The 20,048-nt window shown below is 60.1% G+C and carries 19 protein-coding genes and 1 pseudogene; 15 read left to right on the top strand and 5 right to left on the bottom strand.

Going from position 1 to position 20,048, the window contains the following annotated elements; translation table 11 throughout:
- Window positions 1-146 precede the first annotated feature (146 nt).
- From QCM77_RS11295 to ald, 4 genes and pseudogenes are all read left to right on the top strand, one after another.
- Window positions 147-278: a hypothetical protein gene (locus QCM77_RS11295; protein WP_279683510.1), complete on the top strand. Its 132-nt coding sequence runs from the start codon at window positions 147-149 to the stop codon at window positions 276-278.
- 374 nt (window positions 279-652) lie between these two features.
- Window positions 653-1,297, top strand: coding sequence for an IS4 family transposase (locus QCM77_RS11290; RefSeq protein WP_511337191.1), 645 nt, complete (start codon window positions 653-655; stop codon window positions 1,295-1,297).
- A 593-nt stretch (window positions 1,298-1,890) separates the two neighbouring features.
- Window positions 1,891-2,250 (top strand): annotated as a pseudogene (locus QCM77_RS11285) (type IV secretion system protein); the annotation flags it as partial.
- A gap of 250 nt (window positions 2,251-2,500) precedes the next feature.
- Entirely contained in the window at window positions 2,501-3,613 is a 1,113-nt protein-coding gene (gene ald / locus QCM77_RS11280) for an alanine dehydrogenase (protein ID WP_279683507.1), read from the top strand.
- 473 nt (window positions 3,614-4,086) lie between these two features.
- Here the strand turns inward: ald and QCM77_RS11275 are convergent, their stop codons facing one another.
- Genes QCM77_RS11275 through QCM77_RS11255 form a run of 5 tightly spaced genes read right to left on the bottom strand, consistent with a single transcriptional unit; the run spans window position 4,087 to window position 9,591 of the window.
- Window positions 4,087-5,064 carry an ABC transporter ATP-binding protein gene (locus QCM77_RS11275; protein ID WP_279683505.1) on the bottom strand — a complete coding sequence of 326 codons (978 nt, stop codon included), beginning with the start codon at window positions 5,062-5,064 and terminating at the stop codon, window positions 4,087-4,089.
- Window positions 5,051-6,028 carry an ABC transporter ATP-binding protein gene (locus QCM77_RS11270; protein WP_279683504.1) on the bottom strand — a complete coding sequence of 326 codons (978 nt, stop codon included), beginning with the start codon at window positions 6,026-6,028 and terminating at the stop codon, window positions 5,051-5,053. Before QCM77_RS11270 ends, QCM77_RS11275 begins: the two co-directional genes overlap by 14 nt.
- On the bottom strand, window positions 6,025-6,912 hold the full coding sequence (locus tag QCM77_RS11265) for an ABC transporter permease (RefSeq protein WP_279683503.1): 888 nt from the start codon (window positions 6,910-6,912) through the stop codon (window positions 6,025-6,027). Before QCM77_RS11265 ends, QCM77_RS11270 begins: the two co-directional genes overlap by 4 nt.
- Window positions 6,912-7,928 carry an ABC transporter permease gene (locus QCM77_RS11260; protein WP_279683501.1) on the bottom strand — a complete coding sequence of 339 codons (1,017 nt, stop codon included), beginning with the start codon at window positions 7,926-7,928 and terminating at the stop codon, window positions 6,912-6,914. Before QCM77_RS11260 ends, QCM77_RS11265 begins: the two co-directional genes overlap by 1 nt.
- 37 nt (window positions 7,929-7,965) lie before the next feature.
- On the bottom strand, window positions 7,966-9,591 hold the full coding sequence (locus tag QCM77_RS11255) for an ABC transporter substrate-binding protein (protein WP_279683499.1): 1,626 nt from the start codon (window positions 9,589-9,591) through the stop codon (window positions 7,966-7,968).
- 122 nt (window positions 9,592-9,713) lie between these two features.
- Here QCM77_RS11255 and QCM77_RS11250 point away from each other — a divergent pair, with 122 nt between their 5' ends.
- The 11 genes from QCM77_RS11250 to QCM77_RS11200 all read left to right on the top strand — a co-directional run bounded on the left by QCM77_RS11250 (window position 9,714) and on the right by QCM77_RS11200 (window position 19,832).
- Window positions 9,714-10,511, top strand: coding sequence for an IclR family transcriptional regulator (locus tag QCM77_RS11250; RefSeq protein ID WP_279683497.1), 798 nt, complete (start codon window positions 9,714-9,716; stop codon window positions 10,509-10,511).
- Window positions 10,512-10,555: 44 nt separating this feature from the next.
- Window positions 10,556-11,632, top strand: coding sequence for an S-methyl thiohydantoin desulfurase family protein (locus QCM77_RS11245; RefSeq protein ID WP_279683495.1), 1,077 nt, complete (start codon window positions 10,556-10,558; stop codon window positions 11,630-11,632).
- On the top strand, window positions 11,629-13,212 hold the full coding sequence (locus QCM77_RS11240) for a hydantoinase/oxoprolinase N-terminal domain-containing protein (RefSeq protein ID WP_279683493.1): 1,584 nt from the start codon (window positions 11,629-11,631) through the stop codon (window positions 13,210-13,212). The genes QCM77_RS11245 and QCM77_RS11240 overlap by 4 nt, the downstream gene beginning before the upstream one ends.
- Window positions 13,209-13,514, top strand: a complete 306-nt coding sequence (locus tag QCM77_RS11235) for a RedY/HapK family protein (RefSeq protein ID WP_279683491.1) — start codon at window positions 13,209-13,211, stop codon at window positions 13,512-13,514. The genes QCM77_RS11240 and QCM77_RS11235 overlap by 4 nt, the downstream gene beginning before the upstream one ends.
- 59 nt (window positions 13,515-13,573) lie before the next feature.
- A complete protein-coding gene (locus QCM77_RS11230; protein WP_279683490.1) occupies window positions 13,574-14,614 on the top strand; it encodes an LLM class flavin-dependent oxidoreductase in 1,041 nt (346 codons plus the stop codon).
- The gene (locus tag QCM77_RS11225) at window positions 14,611-15,486 is read left to right on the top strand and encodes an FAD binding domain-containing protein (protein ID WP_279683488.1); all 876 of its coding nucleotides are present in this window, start codon (window positions 14,611-14,613) and stop codon (window positions 15,484-15,486) included. Before QCM77_RS11230 ends, QCM77_RS11225 begins: the two co-directional genes overlap by 4 nt.
- Window positions 15,483-15,977: a (2Fe-2S)-binding protein gene (locus QCM77_RS11220; RefSeq protein ID WP_279683486.1), complete on the top strand. Its 495-nt coding sequence runs from the start codon at window positions 15,483-15,485 to the stop codon at window positions 15,975-15,977. Before QCM77_RS11225 ends, QCM77_RS11220 begins: the two co-directional genes overlap by 4 nt.
- On the top strand, window positions 15,974-18,247 hold the full coding sequence (locus tag QCM77_RS11215; protein WP_279683484.1) for a xanthine dehydrogenase family protein molybdopterin-binding subunit: 2,274 nt from the start codon (window positions 15,974-15,976) through the stop codon (window positions 18,245-18,247). Before QCM77_RS11220 ends, QCM77_RS11215 begins: the two co-directional genes overlap by 4 nt.
- Window positions 18,244-18,477 carry a MoaD/ThiS family protein gene (locus tag QCM77_RS11210; protein ID WP_279683482.1) on the top strand — a complete coding sequence of 78 codons (234 nt, stop codon included), beginning with the start codon at window positions 18,244-18,246 and terminating at the stop codon, window positions 18,475-18,477. The genes QCM77_RS11215 and QCM77_RS11210 overlap by 4 nt, the downstream gene beginning before the upstream one ends.
- Window positions 18,478-18,664: 187 nt before the next feature.
- On the top strand, window positions 18,665-19,327 hold the full coding sequence (npdG, locus tag QCM77_RS11205) for an NADPH-dependent F420 reductase (protein ID WP_279683480.1): 663 nt from the start codon (window positions 18,665-18,667) through the stop codon (window positions 19,325-19,327).
- A gap of 28 nt (window positions 19,328-19,355) precedes the next feature.
- Window positions 19,356-19,832 (top strand): Lrp/AsnC family transcriptional regulator, encoded by a 477-nt coding sequence (locus QCM77_RS11200; RefSeq protein WP_279683478.1) that lies wholly within the window; start codon window positions 19,356-19,358, stop codon window positions 19,830-19,832.
- Window positions 19,833-20,048: the final 216 nt, after the last annotated feature.

The raw sequence follows: 20,048 nt of genomic DNA, 5'->3' as shown, positions 1-20,048 counted from the left end.
GCTACGGCCCCTGCAGAGCACGCAGAAGTTCGGCCGGGAGGGACGTCCCCGCACGCTTTACAGCTTGCGGCACAGCTACATCTGCTTCCGCCTGATGGAGGGCGCCGACATCTACATGGGCCAAGAACTGCCGGACCAGCGTCGAGATGATCGAGAAGTACTATGCTGCCCACCTGAAGGACGTGCTGGACGCCAGCGCCATCAACGTCCGGAAGAAGAAGTCGCCGAAGAAGGAAGTGGCGGAAATCCGCCGAGGCGAGCTGGAAACCCTGCGCTAGGCTGCTCAAACCATGTGCGAAAACTATTGGATTCTCTTGGCCTTACGCGAATTGCGCCGTATAGATGGACGGATGCGGGCGTGGCGGAACTGGTAGACGCATCGGACTTAAGCCATTGAGTGCCCTAGGGGAAACCCCAGGAGCAGAACGGCTCAAAGTCGGGGAAACCTTCACTGGCAATCCCGAGCCAAGCCCCCGCCAGGGGGAAGGTGTAGAAACTAGACGGGCAGCACCTACAGCGCACAACGCCAGGGTGAAGGGATAGTCTAGACCACGAACGCCGGATCGGCGGCGGCGGCCGAAGTGGTACGAAAATCCGTGGGGCCGCAAGGCCTGTGCCGTTTCGAGTCCGGCCGCCCGCACTAGATTCATCATTGGATATCTGCCACTTTCCGCGCCATCCCGATGAAGCCGTCCTCGAGATCAGATATCGCAAGATTCGCGTCTTGCCACCGATCGGAAAGCAGAAGCGCTACCCGGCGCTGACCTTGACGGTGATCCATGCCGAAGAGCGCGTGACGCCGAAGAACAGAAAGAAAATCGAGTGGAAGCTGATCACAGATCTGCCTGTTAGCTCCCGCACCGACGCCATTGAGAAGCTCGAATGGTATGCTTTGAGATGGAAGATCGAGGTGTTCCACAAGATACTCAAATCAGGCTGCAAAGCCGAGGAGTCGAAGCTTAGGACCGCCCAGCGTCTGACCAATCTGATCTCGCTCTTTTGCATCCTGAGTTGGCGGGTCTTCTGGATGACGATGCTCAACCGTTCCGCTCCAGACGCGCCACCAACCCTCGCGTTGACGGCGACCGAAATCGGCGTGCTCGATCGCCTCGTCAACGACAAACCAAAAGCGAGAAAGACGCTTTCGCACTATCTCATCAAGATCGCCCGGCTCGGCGGTTATCTCGCCCGCGCCAGCGATCCGCCGCCTGGCAATACGGTCATGTGGCGCGGGCTGTCGCGCCTCACCGACATCGCGTTAGGCGCCTTGGTCGGAGGAGAATTTGTGGGTAATTGAAACCTCACCGGACGCTTACCAAACGAGGGCAGCATCGAGCGTGATCCAGCGTGATCGCAAGGGAATAGCGGGGTGGTTGTGCATGAAACCACTGCCGCTTCTATCCAATTCTAACGCGTTTTAGTTCTTGGGATCGAAGAGGCACTGGGGACGCCAATAGGGGATGATCTTGACGTTGCACCATCGACACTCTCGTGACCTGCCTTTAGCCGGGCTAGCGACCTGCGCGTCGGCGCGAGCCGTCAGCATCATTGAAGCAAGAAGCAGAAAAGGCGCGATTATCGTTTTCATGGTGACGGTGGCATGTTTGTGACAGTTATTTGCGGTTGCACACTCACCTTAGACGCCGCGCTAACCGCGCTGTCATGATGTGCTTGGGCCGCCGTTTCAGCTTCCGATTACTGAGACTGTCCAAGCAAGGTAAAGCTGCGGCCATATAAGAATGCAAGTGACAATAACTGCAAGAGCACGGCCCCACCATCTAAGTGAGCGCCAGTCGAAATCGGTTCCGAGCGCGAGAAGTGGCTCAATCGCGACAGTTTGGCCCGTCTAGGAAAGGATCTCTGCGCGTATCCTCCGTACCGACCTCGCGCGAGCTTTACCGCCCCCTCTGCGAGCTGCGCCTCCGCACGGCCACCCATCTCCTCGCAGAACGCGGGAAGACCGTCTTCCTCGCGGAGAAGGTGCTGGCCAACGTCGTCGCCTGCGACGCGAAGGTGATGGTGCTCGCTGTCATCGTCGGCATTGGCACCGGGCTGTTCTCCCAGTTCACCACCGCTTATGGCGGCGGCCAGCCGACGATCGAGCAGGCGCTCTCGGTCGTGCTCGCAGCGCTCGCCATGCTCGGTCTTGGCATCTTCGGGCCCGGCATCGCAACCGGTCTAGTGTCAGGGGCGCCGCAGCTTGGCGCGGGCGCTGTGGTCGGAACTGGCCTCTCCGTCGCCGGCACGGCCGAGTGATATCTGCTGATGTGGTCTTCATCCTCCGGCTTACGCCACAACGATTGCAGCGCTGAACAATCCCAATTTGATTGGAGAGCCAGTCCGACTGATGCGGGCGCTCGCACCCATTTGGTTGAAATCCTGCGTAGCAGCGTCAAAAATGCTTAAAGTTCTGCAAGTTTTCGTTCCAGCTTCGCGAGTTTGCAGAAAAACAAACTGCCCCTTGGGTTAAACGAGGGGCTTGAAAATCAGGAGATTGCACATGAAGGTCGGTGTTCCAAAGGAAATCAAGGCGCACGAATACCGCGTGGGTTTGACCCCTGGCGCCGCCCGCGAATATGTAGCTGCCGGTCACAGTGTACTTGTCGAGACCAATGCGGGTGCCGGCATCGGCGCGACGGATGACAAGTATCGCAAGGTGGGCGCAACGATTGTGAGCTCAGCTCATGAGGTGTTTGCAGCAAGCGAGATGATCGTAAAGGTGAAGGAGCCGCAGCCTTCCGAGTGGACTCAGCTGCGCGAGGATCAGATCCTTTTCACCTACCTGCATCTGGCACCAGACCCGGAACAAGCGAAAGGGCTCTTGGAATCGGGATGCTCTGCCATCGCCTATGAGACCGTAACGGATGCGCTTGGTGGCCTTCCGCTGCTTGCGCCGATGAGCGAGGTGGCGGGAAGGCTTGCGGTAGAAGCGGCAGGCAGCGCCCTCAAGCGCTATACCGGCGGACGGGGACTGTTGATCGGCGGCGTTCCTGGCGTGCAGCCGGCTCGCATCGTCGTGATTGGAGGGGGCGTTGTTGGGACTCATGCGGCACGCATGGCGGCGGGCTTAGGCGCCGAGGTCACAATCCTCGACCGCTCGATCCCCCGTCTTCGCGAACTGGATGAACTGTTCGAAAGTCGCATTCGTACCAGATTTTCCACGATCGATGCTGTCGAAGAGGAGGTCCTTGCAGCCGACGTAGTCATCGGCGCGGTCCTCGTCCCCGGTGCGAGCGCGCCGAAACTTGTCAGCCGCAGCATGCTAGGCTCGTTGCGCAAGGGGTCCGTTATCGTTGACGTCGCCATCGATCAAGGTGGCTGTTTCGAGACATCACGCCCGACCACGCACGCCGATCCCACTTACGAGGTCGATGGCGTCATTCATTACTGTGTCGCCAATATGCCCGGAGCCGTCCCGCTCACTTCGAGCCAGGCATTGAACAATGCCACGTTACCCTTTGGGTTGGCTCTCGCCAACAAGAGTTTTGCGGCGGTGCTCGAAAATCCGTGTCTGCGGGCAGGCCTTAACGTCTATCGTGGCCGGCTCACGTACAAGGCCGTGGCCGAGAGTCTTGGCTTGCCATTTTCACCGATCGAACAGGCTGCGGCCTGATCCCAGAAGTCCCTATGGGACGTTTCCTCCCTGACTTGGGCCACTCCTCGGAGTGGCCCGTTTTTTTGAGGTGAGGGCACCGGACGCTTCGTTGGAGTCTTTCAGGAGCGAGAGTTCAATATCCTGACCAGGCGCAGTTTAGCTTTTTCGTTGAGCTGCTTCAAGGCGCTTTGCGAACAAGTCGACCAACTGCGAAGCGCGCTGTGAGCTCTGAGAAGCGCGCTGTGAGCTCGGAGAAGCGCGCTGTGAGCTCTGAAACGAGCTCACCCCAACCATTCTGCGGCGCGCGCCGGGGGAGGAGTTGACGCGGAAGAGGCATCTAGACCAAGCTCGTTACGAGCTCCATGGCTCGATACCTCCCGATCAGGCCGATGCTGTCTTGGACTTGTCAAGATAGTTGTCGCAGAGTTCGTCGATCAGCTCCTTGCCGAGGTAGCGAGTTCAGCCTCATAGGCTGCACGAGAGACGACCTTTCAGACCAGGTGACAGGCGACGAAGCGGCCGGGCGCAACCTCCCTCAGAGGCGGTCGTCTTTCCGCGCAGACAGGCTTGGCCAATGGACAACGCCCTCTCAGCCTGCAGCCGGGCGCGATATCGATAGGGCTTGGAATTTCCCCCGACAAAGCGAAATCGTCGCGCCTTGCGTCGGGATCCGGAATCGGAACGGCCGCCAGCAGAGCTCGCGAGTAGGGATGCAACGGGCTTGCAAACAGATCCTTTGTGTCTGACATTTCCACAATGCTGCCGAGATACATCACTGCAACGCGGCTCGCGAGGTACTTCACTGTGGCCAGATCGTGTGAAATGAAAAGATAGGACAGACCGAGTTGCTCGCGCAGCTTCTCCAACAAGAGAATCGCGCGCGAGCGTAGCGACACGTCCAGTGCGGAGGTAGGCTCATCAAGAACAACGAACCGGGGATTCGTTGCAATCGCCCGAGCTATATTGACCCGCTGGCGTTGACCGCCCGAAAGCTCGTGCGGATATCGGTCTAACTGGTCGCGGCCTAGTCCCACCTCTTGCATGAGCTCCTCAACGCGCTCCCGCCGGTCCTTTGCCTGAAGCTCGGTGTGAAGCTTGAGCGCCTCCTCGACCATCCGCCTCACCGACAGCCTGGGATTGAGCGAGGCAGTCGGATCTTGAAACACCATCTGGATGTCGCGGCGCAAAGGCTTCATGGCATGCGCATCAAGCGTCGCTATCTCCTTGCCATCATAGCGGACGGATCCCGCCGTCGGCTCGAGCAGCCGGACCAGGCAGCGCGCAACGGTCGATTTTCCACACCCGGACTCGCCGACCAAGCCGACGGTTTCGCCGGCCTCGACGTCGAAGGAGACGGAATCGACCGCCCGCACCACAGGCTGCTTCTGACCGCGCAGGCGCGCGAGTGTGCCGGCCATCCCGCCGAGCGGAAAGTGCATTTGCAGATCACGAATCTCAATGAGTGCCACGGCGTTCCTCGAATCCATAACATGCAACAACATGGCCGGGACCGGCCTCGACCATTGCAGGGCGCGAAGCGCGACAGCGGTCCATCACCCACTCACAGCGTCCGGCGTAACGGCACCCGCTCGGCGGGTTGACCAGCGAAGGGACCGACCCGGGTATGGGCTCGAGAACGACGTCCCGATCTACCCTCGGTATCGACCGGACGAGCGCCTTGGTATAGGGATGGGCGGGATTATGGAATAGCTCCCGTACGGGAGCGCATTCCACGACCTGGCCCGCATGCATAACGGCAACGCGGTCGCATATCTCGGCAACGACGCCGAGATCGTGCGTGACGAGCATGATCGCAGCACCTGTTTTCGCGCTCAATTCGCGCAGCAGATCGAGAATCTTGGCCGCGATCGAAACGTCGAGCCCGGTCGTTGGCTCGTCCGCGAGCAGGAGCTGAGGTGAGGTCGCAAGCGCCATCGCTATCATGATGCGTTGACACATCCCCCCCGAAAGCTGATGCGGATATTGCTTGGCTCGCTTTTCCGGCGCCGGGATCTGGACAAGGCGCAGCATCTCCAGCATCCTCTTGTCCGCCTCGCGTGCGGACAAGCCTGCGTGGACCATCAGCAAGCGTGAAATCTGCTTTCCAACAGTCAGTAGCGGATTGAGCGCGGTTCGCGGCGTTTGCGATATCATCGCGATCTTGGCGCCGCGCATCCGCCGCATCTCTTCCTCTGGAAGAGTGCCAAGATCAACGCCCTCAAAGTGGACCTTTCCTGAAACCACGCGTCCTGGCGGACGGATCAGGCGCAGAACAGCGAAAGACGTGACCGACTTGCCCGAGCCGGACTCGCCAACCAGTCCGAGAACCTCGCCTCGGCGAATCGTCAGGTTGATGTGATCGACAGCTTTAATTGCGCCCTGGTCGATCTCGAAATGAACCGTCAGATCAGAGATTTCAAGAAGTCCGGTCATCGCAGCCCCCTCATGCGTGGGTCCAGAAGATCACGCAGTCCATCGCCGATAAGATTGAATGCGAGAACAGAAATCATGATCGCAAGGCCGGGAAACAGGAACAGCCACCATTCTCCCGTGACGATCTGCGAGGCGCCTTCCGCCGTCATGACGCCCCATTCGCTCTGCGGCGGCTGAATTCCAAGGCCTATAAAAGACAGGGAGGCCATCGTCAGGAGTGCAAAGCCCGTCGAAAGGGTCGCCTGGACGATCAGCGGCGGAAGACAGTTGGGCAGCAGGTGAATCAGCACAATCCTCCAGGTTGGATTACCGAGAGTGCGAGCAGCATCGGCATATTCCATCTCACGAAGCCGAAGCATCTCCCCACGCGTCAGCCGCAGGTAGGCCGGGATTTGCGTGATCGAGATCGCAATGGCGACATTCGTGGTGGAATTGCCAAGCCCCGCCGTGATGCCCATGGCCAGTACGAACGCCGGAAAGGCCATCAGCGCGTCGACGACGCGCATCGCGATCGTATCAGCCCAGCCTCGGCTGTATCCGACGACGGCTCCAAGCAGCCCTCCGATGGAAACGGCAACAAACGTCGCCGCAAAGGCAACCAGCAGGTCGACACGTGCGGCAAAAATGATCCGCGAGAGTTGATCGCGGCCGAACTCGTCAGTGCCAAGCGCATGATGCCAGGAGGGAGGCTGCAGAGAGGCTGCAGGGTCGGTGGCATCGGGCGCGTAGGGCGCCATGATCGGGGCCAATATCGCGGCCGCTGCGATCAGCACGATGACACACAGGGCCGCAAACGAGACGGGATTACGCTGAAGCCGCCGCCACGTCAGAGGCGAAGCGGCTGGTTGCGAAATCGGGGTGGACACAGACAATGATGAGGACATCAGCTGAACCTTATCCGGGGATCAACAAGGCCGTACGCAATATCGACCGCCAGATTGACCACGACACACGTCACCGCGACGAAGAGGATGAAAGACTGGATTGGCGCCGAGTCCTTCGTGAGCAATGCAGTCACCGCGTAATTGCCGATACCCGGCCATGAAAACACGCTTTCCACGACCGCATTTCCGGCCATCAGAAATCCAAAAACGATTCCGGAAATCGTGATGACGGGTATGAGCGCATTTCGCAGGGCATCCCTGTAGATCACCGTTCGCGCCGGCAACCCGGCCGCCCACGCTGCCTTGATGTAATCGGACTCGAGGATCTCAAGCATGGTGGATCTCACCATGCGGGCGACCGGCGCGATCGCGCTGAGCCCGAGGGTAGCTGCAGGGAGCATGAGCTGATGCAGGCTTGACCGTAGGGTGATCCAGTTGCCGGTAATCAGGGAGTCGATCACATAAAGGCCGGTTACGTGTGCGGGAGGTTCGATACCGGATCCCAGGCGTCCAAGCGGAGAGGGGGCCAAGTTGAGCATGTAAAAGAAGACGTAAACGAACAGGAGCCCCGTCAGGAAGCTCGGCATCGCGACACCCATGATGCCGACCACTCGTCCGATATGGTCGATCAATGTGTCCCGATGCACCGCAGATAAGACCCCGAGAGGCAGTCCGATCACGATCGCGATGAGAAGGCTCGCCAGATTGAGCTCGAGAGTGGCCGGCAGGCGCTGCAGGAAGTCCTGAGACACCGGCCGTCCCGTCGAGGCACTCTCACCAAGATCGCCTTTGAAGATGCCGGAGACGTAGCGGTAATACTGCTCTGGAAACGCACGATCCAGGCCCATTTGGTGCTCCATCACCGCCAGATGCTCTGGTGTGGCAAAGGGGCCCGCCTTCACCATGGCCGGATTGCCCGGGAGCAGGTAGGTGAGGGTGAAGCAGATCACGCTGACGCCGAACAAGGTCGGCAGAGCCAGCGCAAACCGTCGCATCACATAATTAAAAAAACCCATTGAAGCGATCTCCCGATCGAGACGAAAATTGACGTGTTCAGGCGAGCTTCATGCTGAAAAAGCGCTCATAACTATCCCAGCGCTTCTCAATGCCAACGAGGTCGGTTCGCATGACGCGGGTCCAGTTCTCGTACCAGAGATGTCCCCAGACGGCGTCGCCGATAACGATCTCCTGCAGGCGTTTTGCCGCCGCCAGACGCTTGCTGGTATCGGTTTCGTGCATGTTTTCATCAATCAGCTTGTCAACTTCCGGATTGGAATAGAATGAGCTGTTGGTGCCTTTTGCTGTGCTGTGGAAGTTGAAGAACAAATGATAGAAGGGATCGTTGATCCAGGACTGCCACGACTCGATCGAAAGCTGGTGACCGCCTTTGGTTGCGATCTGTCGGAAGGTGGCCTCGGTTTCCTTGACGATGCTCACCTTGAAGCCGATCTTCTCCAGCTCGGTCTGGAGCCAGACCGAGGCCTGCTCATGCGGCTGCCATCCAGCGCGTACCGCAAGGTCGATCGGAATCGGCTCCTTGCCGAAGCCGGCCTCGCGCATCAACTCCTTGGCCTTTGCGATGTCGTACTTGTACGGACTGATCGTGCTGTCGTAACCAGGCGTCAAACTCGGCACAGGGCTCTTCATCTCGGTGCCAAAACCATACAGCACGCTCGGGATGATGGCCTGAACCGGGATTGCGTAATTGATCGCCTGGCGTACCTTGACATTGTCAAGCGGCGCCTTCTGCGTGTTCATGCAGAGCCAGTGACACAGGGTATCGGGCACGGAAACGGTCTTCAAACCTGGCTCCGCCTCGAGAGCCTTCACATTGCGCGGCGACAGAGTTGATCTACCGACCACCATGTCGATGGCCTTGCGCTTGAGCAGCAGCACGCGGTCGGCTTCGTTCGGTACGTATTTGAAGACTACCCGATCGAAGTACGGCCGGCCACGCCAGTGATCGGCCTGCGCTTCGAGGACGACCTCGACCCCCGGCTGGTTCTTCACCAGCTGATACGGCCCGAGCCCGGCGGTGTTTCGCTTCAACCAGTTGGCAGCCCAGGGATCGTCCGCCGTCGTATTCGCCTTGACCTCATCCGGATCAAGCATCGCGTTGTTCATAAGCGCCATCATGTCCAGCGCCATCGGGCTTGGCGCAGGCATGTTGATCTCGATCGTAAACTCATCGCGCACCTTGAACTGCTCGGGCTTCGTCACCCCCAGAAGCCGCGGAAACAGGAGGCGCATATAACCCGGCGACTGCAGCCCGCGGTCGAGGAGATACTTCACGGTCGTGGCGTTGACATCGCGGCCGCTCGGTAATTTCACGCCTTTGCGGACGTTCAGCACGAGCGTGGAGCCGCCATTTTCGAAGGACCAGGACTGGGCGATGCCGCCCTCGATCTCGCCAGGCTTTGCTTGCGAGACTCCCGGTTTTCCCTCGACCGGCTGCACCTTCCACATCAGCGGACTGTCGTAAACGTTGGCCTGCACGGTGTAGCCGGCCGACGTCTTAAAGGAGGCCGGATCGAGTGTGTCGATGTCGGCATCCCAGGCGACTGTCAGCGTTCGTTTTTCCTGCGCGGCAGCGAAACGAGCTGTGCCGGTGCAGGTGAGGGCCGCCACGCTGGTTGCCGCAAACTTCAAGAAATCCCGACGGCGCGTGTCCCTTGTCATCTCATCCCCTCCTGCTTTGCGCGAAAGATTTGCCGGTCATCCGGTGCGCGATGGCTTGCATTATTGTCATCGTCCTGTTATTGTCAACTGAGTTTCAGTATACGAAACACGGTGGTTGAAAAGTGGGCTCTATCGAGAATGCAGCACAGATCCTTAGGCTTTTTGGCCCTGGCAGGCTTGAAGTCTCGGTGACGGATGTCTCGCAGCTGTTGGATATGCCTAAAAGTTCAGCATCTCGACTGCTCAAGACGATGCTGCTGGAGGGGCTGTTGTCGCGCTCGGAGAATCCGCCGCGCTACAAGGTCGGAAACTTGCTTTTCGAGATTTCGCGCCTCTACAAGCTGAACTCGTCGCTGATTGACGCGGTCGATGAGGCCGTGAGGGAAATCACCCGAGGGACCGGGCATACCGGTTATGTCTCGATCCTTGATGGTGCGGATGTCCTGGTCATCCGGATGCATCAGGGGTCTCACGCCTTGCGCGTATTTACGCCGCTTGGGCAGCGTGCCCCTGCATTTGCGACGGCGATTGGGCGCAGTCTGCTCTCGCGCCTTCCGGATAGTGTGGTGCGCTCCCTTCACGCTGGGGGGCTCACTCCGCCTTCGCCGCGCGCGCCTCAAAACGTCGACGAGTTGGTGGCGGCGCTGGTCCAGCCGCGCCGGTTCGGCTGGGCCGAGGCCCTCGATGAGGCGATCCCCGGGGTCGGTTCGATATCGGTGAGCGTCTCCGATCCTGAAATCGGCGAGACGGTGGGCTTCTGTATTTCCTATCCGGCCTCGCACGTGAGCGATGAGGAGAGGAATCTCGCGATCACGCTGCTTACGACTGCCGCCCAGCGCATCGCACACCGCTTCGGCGATCAGTTTCTCTTGCAGCGGGCGCAGCGCGCTCTTGGTGGTGGCGGCCCGGTTGCTGCGTGATCTGTTCTTTTATCGCCGCGATGGATGCGGCTCGGAGGCTCTAGATGAAACAATTGAGTCCAGAGGATATCGAGGCGCTCTCGATCGGTGCCTGGATTCTCGGAACAGGCGGCGGCGGGAGTCCGTATCACGCGCTGCTGAACTTGCGGCGCTTCTACGATGACGGCGTTCGCCTCGATCTGATCGATCCCGACGAGCTGGACGATGATGATGCGATCGCGGTTGTCTCCATCATGGGCGCTCCGCTTGTTTTCCAGGAGCGTCTGGTCGACAGCCGGCTGATCGCTCGCGCCGTTTCGGCCATGGAAGAGCATCTTGACCGCAAGTTCAGAGCGGTCATGGCCGTCGAAATCGGTGGCGGCAACGGCATGCAGTCCTTGCTCGCTGCCGTTCACCTGAAAATTCCGGTTGTCGATGCCGATGCAATGGGGCGGGCCTATCCCGAAGCGCAGATGACGAGCTTTGCGGTCGGCAATCTCGCTCCCTATCCGCTGACCTCGGTAGATCCGCGAGGTAATGAGGCCATCGTTGGCAAAACCTCCTCCTGGAAGTGGATGGAGCGTGTCAGTCGTAAGCTTTGTACCGAGTTCGGATCCATTGTCGCGACCTGCAAGGCGCCGCGCTCCGGTGCTGAAGTGAAAAAATGGGCCATTCCTCGCACCACATCCAAGGCCATCAATCTCGGACGGGCGGTTGCCGAGGCCAACCGGCAGCATGCCGACCCGATAGCGGCCATTCTAAAGGCGGAGTCCGGTAAGTTCCTGTTCTCTGGCAAGGTCGTTGAGGTCGAGCGGCGGACAACGGAGGGTTTTCTGCGCGGCCGGACTGTCGTGGAGGGGCTTGGCGATGATCATGGCAGCCGGATCCGGATCGACTTCCAGAACGAGTGGATCGTCGTCTGGCGTGATGGGCAGGCGCTCGTCTCGACGCCAGACCTCATTTGCGTTCTCGACAGCGAATCCGGCGAGGCGATCGGAACGGAAACCATTCGCTACGGGCAACGCACGACGGTGATCGCGCTCCCAGCGGCTCCAGTCTTCCTCTCGCCGCGCGGGCTCGACCATGTCGGTCCCCGTGCCTTTGGTTATGACATCGATTTCAAGTCGGTATTCTCCTCATGAGACGCATTGGTATTGACGTAGGTGGGACCAACACGGACGCCGTGCTGATCGACGGCGGAAAGGTCGTGCAGGGCGTGAAAGTCGCCACCACGGCCGACGTCACCAGCGGTGTGGCTGCGGCGATCGATGCACTCGATCTGAGCGCCGAACTTGCAACTAGCATCGACGCGCTGATGATTGGTACGACCCACTTCATCAATGCGGTCGTCCAGCGCCGTCATTTGACCAAAGTGGCGGTGATCCGGGTCGCGCTCCCCGCCACGAGCTCTTTGCCGCCCTTCACCGATTGGCCGGCTGACCTGGCTGAGCTCGCCAATGGCGGGGTCTGGCAGATTGAAGGCGGCCACGATTACGACGGCCGCAGGTTCGCCACTCTGGATATTGCCGCCGCCAGGCGAATTGCCCGCGAAATCCGCAACCTCGGCCTCGAATACGTCGTGGTCAACGCACTGTTCTCCCCACTCGATCCGTCCGACGAAGAAGAGGTCGCCGCCATCCTGCGCGAGGAGATTCCCGATGCATCGGTGACCTGCGCACATCTGCTCGGCGGGATCGGATTGCTCGAGCGCGAGAATGCGGCAATCCTCAATGCCTCTCTCATTGCGCTTGCGCAGAAGACCATCGCGGCCTTTGAGCATGCCAAGTCGAAGGTCGGACTTAAGGCGCCGCTTTTTGTCACGCAAAATGACGGCACCGTCGCGGAGGCCTCTCGTGCCGCCGCATATCCGGTGTTCAGCTTCGCCTCCGGTGCGACCAACTCGATGCGGGGTGCGGCCTATCTTTCCGGGCTCAAAGATGCGGTGGTGGTCGATGTCGGCGGCACGACGGCCGATTTTGGATTCTTGCGGAACGGCTTTCCCCGTGAAGCCAACACCGTCGTTCACATCGGAGGCGTGAGGACCCTGTTCCGCATGCCGGATCTCGTTTCCATCGGACTTGGCGGCGGCAGCCATATCGACCTAGAAGCGGCAACGATCGGGCCGCTCAGTGTTGGGTACCGCCTGTCCACGGACGCGCTTGTGTTCGGCGGCAATAGCGTGACCTCGACCGACATCGGCGTTGCCGCCGGACTGATCGACCTCGGCGATCGCAAGCGTGTGGCACACATCACCGCTGATGACGTGAAGAGGGTTCTGCGCCGCTGCAAGGAGATGCTGGAAGCGAACGTCGACCGGATGAAGACAAGTGCTTCAGACGTCACGCTCATCGCGGTCGGTGGGGGCGCCTTTCTTGTTCCGGAAGAATTGCAGGGCGTCGGGCAGGTGGTGCGCGTTCAGCACGGGGGCTGCGCGAACGCGGTTGGCGCAGCCATCGCCCAGATCAGTGGTGAAGTCGATCAGGTCTTCCAGGGGCTGACGCGAGAGGAGGCCGTCGGCTCAGCACGCAAGCTTGCCGAATCCCGAGCGGTGGAGGCCGGCGCGGATTCGGAATCACTGGCCCTGGTCGAGGCGGAGGATACGCCGATCGCATATCTGCCCGGCAATGCCATGCGCGTCCGTGTCAAGGTCGTCGGCGATATCAGATCAACCCGTATTGAGCAAACAGCCAAGGAGAAAGTCATATGCCAGTCCGTTTCTTGATCAGCACGCTCAAGGAAGGTGTCGATCCAGTCGAATACGAGGCCTGGGTCCGCGAGCGCGACTACGCTCTTGTGCGTAGCCTCGACAATTACGTGAGCTACAAAGTTCATCGCATTCGCCGCCCCATCCAGGGCGCCGAGACCGCAACGTGGCAGTACATCGAAAGAATCGAAGTCAAGAGCCTGGAGCAACACGACAAGGACCTTGCCTCATCTGCCGGTGTTGCGCTGCGGGAGGAGCTTTATGGCAAGTTTCTCGATCGCTCAAAGAACATCTATTTCGTCAGCGACGAGATAGAATGAATTCGTTGCCCCGTTGAGCTCTGCCTGATCCAAGACGTAAGCGCAAACAGGACATCAAGATGACCCTCGATCTGCTAATTCTCGGCAACGCGCCCATGGTCAAGATGCTTGATCGCGTCAAGCTCGCCGAAGCGAGCGGATACGATACGGTCTGGCTTGCCGATGAAAGGTTTTATCGGGAGGTCTATTCGTGCCTGGGATATTTTGCGCAAAATACGTCGCGGGTCAGGCTCGGGCCTTGCGTGACAGATCCCTACGCGAGACATCCGGCGCTGACGGCCATGGCGATTGCGACGCTCGACGAGATTTCGAACAAGCGCGCAATCCTGGGCATCGGCGCCGGAATTTCCGGCTTTGCCGAGCTCGGCATCGATCGCAAGAAGCCCGCGCGCGCGATCAGCGAAGCGATCGAGGTCATTCGCATGCTCCTGCGCGGCGAAACCGTCACCTACGAGGGAGAGGTCATTCAGTTCAAGGAGGGCAAGCTGAATTTCGCTCCCATTCGCGCCGAGATCCCGATCTATGTGGCCAGCAACGGGCCGCTCGGCCAACGAACCGCAGGCGCTTGCGCCGATGCCGCGTTCATGGAGGCAGGGGGCAATGCTCCCGAAGTCAAGGCCTTCCGTGCGAGACTGGATGACGGGGCGAGGAAGGCGGGCCGCGATCCCAAATCCGTCAGGCTGATCGTCAGGCTCAATGCCTGTATTGCCTCAGACGGTCAGGCCGCCCGTGACACGCTCCGGCCGACGGTTGCAAGACTGCTGGGTGCGGGACGTCTCAAATTTGAAACGGCCGAAGAGCAGGGGCTTACCTTGCCGGAGGACGCGCTCGCCTCGGTTCAGGGCGCCCATTACGCCGCCGGCGTGACGCCTTATCTTCCTTTGCTGCCGTATGTGACCGATCGCCATATCAATGCCTTCACTCTGGCCGGCAATGTCGAGGAGGTGACCGCGCGCGTGATCGAGCTGCGTCAAGCCGGCGTCGACGGGATCATCATCATGCCCTTCGCGCCCGAAGGAGGCGCGATCGAGGACACGATCGCCAAGATGGGCTCCGAGGTGTGGCCTGCTGCCCAAGACAAGCAAGGGAGCAGGCCATGAGCTTTGATCTTCATCGCCCGGCTACCGTCACCGAAGCCATCGACCTTGCTCAACGCTTTGCGCCGACCGCGCGCTATGTTGCCGGCGGGACCGATACAGTCATCCAGATCAATCGGAAGAAGATCGATCCCGTACATCTGATCGATGTCGCGTGCCTGCCCGGCATGAGCGAAATCACCGAGACCGCCGAAGCATTCACCCTTGGCGCGCTGACGAGGTACCGCACGATCGAAACCCATGCTGCGTTTCGGGGTAATTTGCGGGCGCTGCTGGAGGCTGCCAGCGTCGTCGGTGGCCATCAGGTACGAAACATCGCAACCATCGGCGGCAACATCGTCAATGCTTCGCCTGCCGCCGATTTTGTGCCGCCGCTGCTCGCGCTCAATGCCAGTCTCGACATCACAGGTCCCGATGGACGGCGCTCTGCCCCCTTACGCGACTTCATCATCGGTCCGGGAAAGACCGGCCTCATGCCCGCCGAGATCGTCACAAGCATCCGATTTGCCAAGCTTCCAACCCGATCCGCAACCGCCTTCCTGAAGGAAGGACGCCGGCGGGCCATGGAGATATCGGTGGTTTGCGTTGCGGCTTGCTTGACGCTGGAGGCTTCCACCTCGCGCTGTGCTTCAGTGCGCCTGGCCATCGGGGCAGCGAGCCCAAAGGCGTTCCGGCCCGAACAGGCGGAGAGCTATCTCCTAGGCAAGCCCGCCGGCAAGGAAAGCTTTGCGGAGGCGGGCAAGCTTGCGGCAGAGGCGTCCAGTCCGATCTCTGATGTCCGCGCGTCGGCCGGCTATCGCCATGGTCTTGTCGCGATCATGGTCGAGCGCGCGCTTGAGACGTGTCTGCAACGAATTCGGGAACAGGATCAATGAACCGAACAATTCTCAATATCGTTGTCAACGGCGAGAGCCATCAGCTGCTCATTGAGCCCCATTGGACGTTGCTGCAGGTCTTGCGCAACGAGATCGGCATGATGGGCACCAAGGAAAACTGCCTGGAAGCTGAGTGCGGCGTCTGTACGGTGCTGCTCGATGGAAGGGCCGTGAACTCCTGCATCCTGCTCGCAGGCCAAATTGACGGATGCTCGATCACGACGATCGAGGGGATCGGCGATCCCGAGCATCTGCATCCCCTTCAGGAGGCGTTCATCGAATGCGGCGCTGTTCAGTGCGGATACTGCATCCCGGGAATGATCCTGACGGCAAAGTCATTCTTGGATGAAAATCCGGGCTGCCGACCCTCGCGCGACGAGATCAGGGAAGCCATCGCAGGGACGCTATGCCGCTGTACAGGCTATCGCAAGATCGTTGATGCCGTGGCAACCGCAGCAGACCGCATCGCACTCTCGGGAGTCAAGCAATGAACGCTCATACCCATCGCGTCGTCGGTCGCCGCCTGCCCCGGCGGGATGGTGTTGGCAAGGTTACCGGAAAGCACGTTTATGCTGCGGATTTCAAGTTGCCCGGCATGCTCTACGGCAAGATCCTGCGCAGTGCTCGCGCGCACGCGCTGATCAAGAGGATCGATACCTCGCGCGCCGCTGCAATCGCCGGCGTGCGTGGCATTATCACCGCCGCTGACATCCCGCAGGTCCGTTACGGAGCGGCGGTACGCGATACGACCGTGTTCGCAACCGATCGCGTCCTGTTCATGGGACATGCAATCGCCGCGGTTGCTGCCACCTCTCTCGAAATCGCGGAGCGCGCGATTGAGGCCATCACGGTTGAATACCAGGATCTGCCGGCGCTGTATGACCCGGAGGAGGCGCTCACAAGCGATATCCGCATCCATCCAGATTGGGAAAGCTACAAGGCGCTGCCGATCATTTCGCGCAAAGGCAACATCGCAGGACAAGCCCGTATTCACGTCGGCGACGTCGAAGGGACCTTCGCCACGGCTTATAAGGTCTACGAGCATCGGTTCACAACCTCGCTGCAGCATCCAGGATACACCGAGCCGCGAGTCGCGACCGCGGACTGGGACGCCAACGGGATCGTGACGGTCTGGTGCAACACTCAATTGCCGTTTGACACGCAAACGACATTGGCCGAAATCCTCGATCTGCCGGCCGCGCGGGTGCGCGTGACTGTGCCAGGTATTGGCGGCGGCTTCGGCGGCAAGCTGAGGATCGGTGTTGAGCACTTCGCAGCTCTCCTCGCGCGCAAGACCGCGCGCCCGGTCAAGGTGATGTCGACGAGCGAAGAGGAGCTCACAGCGGCACTTCCGCGTCAGGCTTCCGTCGTCCTGCTCAAAACTGCCGTGGACAAAGAAGGGCACCTTCTTGCCCGAAGCGGCAGGATCATCGTGGATTGTGGGGCTTATGCAGGCTCAGGTCCCGGCACAGCTGCAATCGCACTTCAGGTCATGGCGGGTCCTTACAAGACCGGAGCGCTCGCGTTCGAAAGCATCGCTGTCTACACGAACAAGGTCCATTCGGGCTCGTTCCGTGCGCCGGCGGGGCCGATGGCGAATTTCGCGATGGAAAGCCAGATCGACATGATCGCGAAGAATCTCGGCTTGGATGCTCTCGAAATGCGCCTGCGCAACATCGTCAAGGAGGGAGATCCAGGTCCTTCCGGCGAGACGCACACGTCCGTGAGCATTGAGGAATGTCTGCGCAAGGCGGCCGATGCGATCGGCTGGCACGATCGCAATCCCGAGCCAGGACGCGGCAAGGGCATTGCGTGCAGCTGGTGGATGACGACCGGGGGCTCTTCTGGTGTCTATGTCAAGATCAATCCCGACGGCAGTGCGACACTCGTCAGCGGCGCCGTCGAAATTGGCACTGGCGCCCTCACGGGAGCTGCTCAAGTGCTTGCCGAAGAGTTGTCCCTTGATCTGACCGACATCAACGTGACAGGTGTCGACACCCAGGCCGCGCCGTTCGACTACGGCGCTCAGGGTAGCCGCACGGCGTTCTCCGTCGGAAATGCGTGTCTGGCTGCCGCTCGCGAGCTACGACGCCAGATGTTCGAGCTTGCAGCCAACCAGCTACAAGCGCCGATCGAGGACATGAAGCTGCAGGACAAGCACGTAGTCGCCGGCAACAAGTCGATTTCGATCGCGGAGCTGGCGCGCATCTCGCGTCTCGCCGGCGGCGGGCTCATCGCGCATGGCACGGCCATTTCGCCTGCGCCAGCCTATGATCCGACACGCGTCAAGAACCATCCGCTTCCGGTATGGAATACACCGAGCTACCATGCCCATGCCGTCGACCTTTCGGTCGATCAAGCCACGGGCAAGGTGACGATCAATCGATATGTCGTAGCCCAGGACGTCGGCTATGCAATCAACCCGACTTACATCGAAGGCCAGATCGAGGGCGGAGTGGCGCAAGGTATAGGTCAGGCCCTGTCGGAGGAGATCGTTTATCAGGACGGGCGCGTCATGAATGCGAACCTGACTGACTACAAGATGCCGACGGCAATGGACGTCCCGGACATCGAGAGCATTATCGTCGAATGCCGCTCCGTAGCCGGTCCTTACGGCGCCAAGGGCGTCGGCGAGCCACCCTGCATCGAACCACCGGCCGCAATCGGCAATGCGATCGCAGCGGCGACCGGCTGCTGGCCAAATTCGCTGCCGATGACCGCTGAAAAAATTGCTGCTACAATGCGAGCCCGGCAGCCATGATCCGCGTCGAGGTCAACATGCATGGATATCTTCGCCGGTTCCTGCCCGGCGGTGTCGGATCCATTCAGCTTGACCTCCCCGAGGGGACGACAATTCTCAAGGTGATCGACTCCTTGAGCGCCGAGCATGAGGTCTGGCTCGCATCAATTGGTGACACGGTCGTGCCGTTATCGGCTGAGGTCAAGGAGGGGGCTGAGCTCAATTTCTTTCCCTATCTTGAGGGCGGCTAGCATGAACTCCTTTTGTCAGGGAGAGGCCGAGAATTGTCGACCTACGGCCGCGCCGGCCTTGAAGAGTACGTTCACGTGAAGAGGCGGTGTCGTGTTCGGCCTTGTGTCAATAAGGTGCGGCAGGCTCAAGCAAAGCAGATGTTTTCGCGGAAAGACGCCATGCCGCAAGCAAAGGAGTGTAATACAAATGTCGAACGCGCCCCTTCCGACTTTGTCGATCGTCGGCGGCACTGGAGACCTCGGATCGGGCCTTGCCCGCAGCTGGAGCCGCGCCGGATACTCCGTGATCCTTGGATCGCGCTCGATTGAGCGCGCTCAGGATGCGGTCGCGCTCCTGAAGTCGGACGGGTTCGCCAATGTCAGCGGTGACACCAACGCTGCCGCCGCGGCGAACAGCGATATTGTTGTCGTTGCCGTACCTTTCTCCAACTACGAGGCAAGCTTGGCCGAGATCAAGGACGCGGCCAAGGGCAAGATCGTTGTCACCGCGGTCGTGCCGCTCGTGCCGCCGAAGGTATCTGTTGTTCAACTTCCGAGCGCCGGGTCGGCTGCCCTGGTCGCGCAATCGCACCTTGATCCGAGCTCGCGGGTGGTCGGCGCCTTCCACAATGTCGGCTCACAGAAACTCCATGCCGGAGGCAAGGCGGACTGCGACGTCCTCGTGTTCAGCGACGACCCGGAGGCCCGCAAGGAGGTGATGCTGCTGGCGGATGCGGTGAGCAATCGCGGCATCGATGGCGGTGCGCTCGCGAACTCGGCCGCAGCCGAGGCTCTCACCTCCGTTCTGATCGCGATCAACCGCAAATACAAGGTGAAGGGTGCCGGCATCACGATTTCCGGCCTGACGTGAATGGAAAACCGCAGGGGCGTTCGCAACGATGCTCACAGCCCTCGATACTCTTGACCGTAAAATCTTAAGCCAACTCATTCGGGATGCCCGAATAAGTCAGTTGGCGCTTGCCGAACGTGTCGGTCTCTCGGCAACGTCTTGCGCGAGGCGCGTGCTACAAATGGAGAAAGCCGGGATCATCAAGGGTTACTCGGTCGTGATCGATGCAAACTCGCTTGGCTTTCCCTTGACCGTGATCGTCCAGATCACGCTCGACCGCCAAAGTGAGGATGCGCTCAAGGTTTTTGAGACCGAAATCCAGAAGTGCCCCGACGTTATCGCCTGCCATCTGATGTCTGGCACGGACGACTATCGGCTTTTGGTGCTGGCGCGCGACATGGAGGACTACGAACGCATCCATAAGCAGCATTTGTCGCGCCTACCCGGTGTGGCAAGACTGCAATCGAGCTTCGCAATGCGTACCGTCATAAAGCGGTCGATTTCTCCGGCGGCGCTTCATGGCTAGCAACCGGTCGCGCAGCGGAGCTCGGAGTGCAGGCAGGAGATGGTGCAGGCGGTCGCAAACCCGCGTCAGCACGCCATGCCAACCTCAAAGACTTGTCCGCAAGCCTTGGCGGCCGGACGATGCTCAAGGAGAAGCAGACGAGATCTGAAGCTGAGGGGGCAGGTCCTCGAGATCGCATTTGAGGTGAGATGCCCACGCTTTAGAAACACGAGAAAA

Origin of the sequence: Bradyrhizobium nivariense, from assembly GCF_029846695.2 — a bacterium.
Taxonomy (GTDB): Bacteria; Pseudomonadota; Alphaproteobacteria; order Rhizobiales; family Xanthobacteraceae; genus Bradyrhizobium.
This window is presented reverse-complemented; position numbering and strand designations above follow the sequence as displayed.

Bases quoted from the DNA above. Each gene is read 5' to 3' on its own strand.
- QCM77_RS11295 (WP_279683510.1), top strand. From the start codon at position 147: ATGATCGAGAAGTACTATGCTGCCCACCTGAAGGACGTGCTGGACGCC.
- ald (WP_279683507.1), top strand. From the start codon at position 2,501: ATGAAGGTCGGTGTTCCAAAGGAAATCAAGGCGCACGAATACCGCGTG.
- QCM77_RS11270 (WP_279683504.1), bottom strand. From the start codon at position 6,028: ATGACCGGACTTCTTGAAATCTCTGATCTGACGGTTCATTTCGAGATC.
- QCM77_RS11265 (WP_279683503.1), bottom strand. From the start codon at position 6,912: ATGTCCTCATCATTGTCTGTGTCCACCCCGATTTCGCAACCAGCCGCT.
- QCM77_RS11260 (WP_279683501.1), bottom strand. From the start codon at position 7,928: ATGGGTTTTTTTAATTATGTGATGCGACGGTTTGCGCTGGCTCTGCCG.
- QCM77_RS11255 (WP_279683499.1), bottom strand. From the start codon at position 9,591: ATGACAAGGGACACGCGCCGTCGGGATTTCTTGAAGTTTGCGGCAACC.
- QCM77_RS11245 (WP_279683495.1), top strand. From the start codon at position 10,556: ATGAAACAATTGAGTCCAGAGGATATCGAGGCGCTCTCGATCGGTGCC.
- QCM77_RS11240 (WP_279683493.1), top strand. From the start codon at position 11,629: ATGAGACGCATTGGTATTGACGTAGGTGGGACCAACACGGACGCCGTG.
- QCM77_RS11230 (WP_279683490.1), top strand. From the start codon at position 13,574: ATGACCCTCGATCTGCTAATTCTCGGCAACGCGCCCATGGTCAAGATG.
- QCM77_RS11225 (WP_279683488.1), top strand. From the start codon at position 14,611: ATGAGCTTTGATCTTCATCGCCCGGCTACCGTCACCGAAGCCATCGAC.
- QCM77_RS11220 (WP_279683486.1), top strand. From the start codon at position 15,483: ATGAACCGAACAATTCTCAATATCGTTGTCAACGGCGAGAGCCATCAG.
- QCM77_RS11215 (WP_279683484.1), top strand. From the start codon at position 15,974: ATGAACGCTCATACCCATCGCGTCGTCGGTCGCCGCCTGCCCCGGCGG.
- QCM77_RS11210 (WP_279683482.1), top strand. From the start codon at position 18,244: ATGATCCGCGTCGAGGTCAACATGCATGGATATCTTCGCCGGTTCCTG.
- npdG (WP_279683480.1), top strand. From the start codon at position 18,665: ATGTCGAACGCGCCCCTTCCGACTTTGTCGATCGTCGGCGGCACTGGA.
- QCM77_RS11200 (WP_279683478.1), top strand. From the start codon at position 19,356: ATGCTCACAGCCCTCGATACTCTTGACCGTAAAATCTTAAGCCAACTC.